This window comes from Kitasatospora sp. NPDC001159, assembly GCF_053598235.1.
Genome location: NZ_JBSFJV010000231.1, coordinates 1 through 3352, shown reverse-complemented (window position 1 = coordinate 3352; position 3352 = coordinate 1). Strand labels below are relative to the sequence as shown.

The following is a 3352-nucleotide window of genomic DNA, read 5'->3' as shown; positions in this document are numbered from 1 at the left end:
TTCCGATCTGCCGGCTGGCCGGCCGCCGTGCACGAGGCCGTACTTCCGCCGGTAACTCACACCACACGAGTTACACCGCTTGGCTGTAACAGACCCGCCCCAGCCGAAACGCGCAGGCTAGTACACCCAGTTCCACGGGCCGGAAACTTCGCCAGTCCAGCTGTCGTACACCTCGACTGCAAGCTGGTGCACGCCGTCGTTGTGGTACAGCTCGGACGTGCTGGAGGTCGACCACCAGCCGTTGGTGGTCGTGCCACCCGTGTTGACGTTGCGCTGCCAGAGGAGGACCTCGCACCCGCCCCCTCCGGTCACGTAGCCGTAGGCCTGGTGGCTGTTCTGCGAGTCGCCGACGACATAGCCGTGGCAGTTCGAGGTGTACGTGTCGCCTCCGATGCCTGAGGCGAACGCGTTCGTCGTCGAGAGCGCCAGACCCCCGACTGACAGCGCGGCGACGATCACCGCCGCGGCCGACCGGCGCTTGAACGTGCTGATCATGTTCCCTCCGATGTGTCCGTTGTGGATGCGAAGTCGGCTGGCCGAAGGTCCCGGCTCCCGACTCGTGACGTGAGACCACTGCTTTCCGGCCTCGGGGCGCAACGTGCTGCAGACCACTGACAGCGGTCGGATTTCCGTGCACGTCTGGGCATTTGCACTCGTCCCTGACCGGCCGGTGGGACGGACGACGGTTGACGCGGTCGGCGTCGTGCTGCCCGTTCCCAACTCAAGGGAACCGGATGACGGGCCCGCCCCTCGAGTGATTCGATCAGGTTCGAAGACTCATGACGCCGGCTGCCCAGGCGGCCGGCAGCTGACCTCGGGGGTGTCGTGCTCTACCTCGACATGGACCGCGCCGTACTCGCGAACACCCGGTTCGCGATCTCGCCGCTCACCACCATGCTTGGCGCGCTCTGGCTCTTACGTGACGACGCGCGGCCGGGCGGCGGGGGTTGGCGGTGCAGGGTCCAGGACGCGGTCCGCGACCGGAACCTGGTTCTGCTGGGCTCGCTGTTCAGCGGTTCGTGGGACTACGTGCCGGACTTCCTGACACCGCAGCCGCAGGCCCCGGAGACCGGGTTACAGGAGGAACTGCACACGGTCGCCACCACGGGTTCCGCCCGGCTGCGCTGGGAACTGCAGACCATGGCCCAGGGGGTCAGCGAGGAGCGCCTGGCGGGCCGGGTGATCCCCGTGATCCTTCGCGATGCCCTGGAAAGGGGCGAGCGGGACTTCGCCGAGCGGATGGCGGCGGAGCTGCACCAGCTGTGGGAGGCGGCCCTCGCCCCGCAGTGGATGGCCCTGCGCACCCGCATGGAGGCGGACATCACCCACCGGGCACAGACGATCGCCCGCCACGGTCTGTCCGGCATGCTGGCCACCCTGCATCCCAGGGTGCTCTGGAACGACGATCAACTGAGCCTGGTCAGCAGCTTCCAAGGCCGGATCCCCGGCAGCACCGGCCTGGTCCTGACTCCCTCGGTGTTCACCACCGACCTCCGCATGGTCATCGACTCGGTACCGGCCCCCGCCACACGGCAGCCCATGTTCGTCTACCCCTCCCGGCCCGGGCCGGACACCAGTCCCAGGCCAACGGTCCACGCCCTGCTTGGGGTGACCCGGGCACGCCTCCTGTCCGACCTGCACACCGCCCGCACCACCGCGGAGTTGAGCGAGCGGCACTTCCTCGCCACCAGCACGGTCTCCTACCACCTCGGCATCCTGCACCGCACCGGACTGATCACCCGCACCCGCACCGGACAACACGTCCTGTACCAGCAGACCCCCCGCGCCACCGACCTGCTCGCCGACCCCCGCTCGGCCGGCTCGTGACCAGCGGGAAACCGCGCGAGAACGCGACGACAGGGCCCCATTGACCCCGGTCGCCCGAACCGCCGCCCATGAGCGACGCCGACCGATCTGTGCGAGGGGAACGGTATGGCACCGGCTGGCGAATCCTGATCGGTTCCGGCGCTGGTGATTTCGGGCTTGCGATCAGTGGATTTCGAGGTTGGCGGTCATCCGTTCGAGCACGCTGACCGCGGTGCGGTACTCCTCGATGGTGATGCCGGTTGTGGACAGCTCGCGGAAGGTGCCCACGCGCTCGTCGACGGCCGTGAGGCGCCGTCGGCCTTCCGGTGTGAGGGTGAGTCGGTCGGGCGCTGGGCGGGTCGCCCAACCGTCCGCGAGGACGGCGTCGATGGCGGCGGCCAGGATGCGGGCGTCGGCGTTGGCCGCGAGGACCGAGAGGACGTCGGGGTCGCTGGCACCGGTGGTGTCGCGGATGATGTTGAGAACCTGCCAGGCGGTGCGGGTGAGGCCGAACTCGGTGAGCAGGCCGTTCATGTACTGCGTGAGGGCTCGGTCGGTGCGGTTGAGCCAGTAGCCGATGGGCTTCATGAAGTTGACCTTCAGTGCGTGAGGAAGGCGGCGGAGTTCTCAGCCGCCCACTGCCGGAAGCTGCGGGCGGGCCGGCCGAGCAGGGTCTCGGTGGTGTCGGCGACGGCGGCGGGACCGGCGGTCGCGGCGGCCCACAGGGCGAGCAGGGAGCCGGCCACCGGAGCCGGCATGAACTGGCTCATCTGCCGCTCGGCCTGCGCGTGGCTGATCGTCTCGACGTGTATGTCGCGACCGAGGACGTCGGCCAGGATGGCGAGTTGCTCGCGGAAGGTGAGTGGCTGTGCGCCGCTCAGCGTGACGGCACGGCCCTTGAGGGGCGCTCCGATTAGAGCCTCGAACGCGATGTCGGCGATGTCCTCCGGGTGTATGGGCGCGATATGCGCGTCCGGGTAGGCGAGTTCGACCGGCAGGTTCCGACCGATCGGGTAGGCCCAGCCGAGGGCGTTGCTGGCGAAGGCGTCTGGGCGCAGGAGGGTGACGCAGGGCAGTCCGGCGGTGGAGAGGGCGCGTTCGACTCGGAGGCTGTGCGAGGCCAGCGGGTCGCTCTCGGCGTCGGCGCCCAGGACCGACGAGGACGAGAGCAGAATGATGTGCTCGACGCTGGCGCTGCGGGCGGTCTCGATGAATGCGTCGATGCCCTCGGGCTCGGGATAGAGGAAGACCTGGCGCACGCCGTCGAGCGCGGCTGGGAAGGTCTCGGGCCGGTTGAGCACCAGCTCGGCGGTCTCGACGCCCGCGGGGACGGTCAGCTTGGCCGGGTTGGTGCTGGCCGCGCGGACCGGCAGCCCGGCGGCGTGCAGGCGATCGATGACAGCGCGGCCGACCTTGCCGCGCGCACCGGTGATGAGGATGGTCATGACGTTCCCCCTAGTACTGCAACCGCACTTGATCATGGTTGACTTGGCGAGTGGTTGATCTTGGGGTGGGGCAGGTCGAGGAGTGGAAGGCGGCGCTGGCG

General features: G+C 69.1%; 4 protein-coding genes. 1 reads left to right on the top strand and 3 read right to left on the bottom strand.

Going from position 1 to position 3352, the window contains the following annotated elements; all coding sequences use genetic code 11:
• Positions 1-117 precede the first annotated feature (117 nt).
• The gene (locus ACWC9T_RS41280; RefSeq protein WP_449826160.1) at positions 118-495 is read right to left on the bottom strand and encodes a hypothetical protein; all 378 of its coding nucleotides are present in this window, start codon (positions 493-495) and stop codon (positions 118-120) included.
• A 330-nt stretch (positions 496-825) separates the two neighbouring features.
• Here ACWC9T_RS41280 and ACWC9T_RS41275 point away from each other — a divergent pair, with 330 nt between their 5' ends.
• On the top strand, positions 826-1827 hold the full coding sequence (locus ACWC9T_RS41275; protein WP_449826159.1) for an ArsR/SmtB family transcription factor: 1002 nt from the start codon (positions 826-828) through the stop codon (positions 1825-1827).
• 162 nt (positions 1828-1989) lie between these two features.
• Here the strand turns inward: ACWC9T_RS41275 and ACWC9T_RS41270 are convergent, their stop codons facing one another.
• A complete protein-coding gene (locus ACWC9T_RS41270) occupies positions 1990-2394 on the bottom strand; it encodes a MarR family winged helix-turn-helix transcriptional regulator (RefSeq protein WP_449826158.1) in 405 nt (134 codons plus the stop codon).
• Between the two features lie 11 nt (positions 2395-2405).
• Positions 2406-3251: an SDR family oxidoreductase gene (locus ACWC9T_RS41265; RefSeq protein ID WP_449826157.1), complete on the bottom strand. Its 846-nt coding sequence runs from the start codon at positions 3249-3251 to the stop codon at positions 2406-2408.
• Positions 3252-3352: the final 101 nt, after the last annotated feature.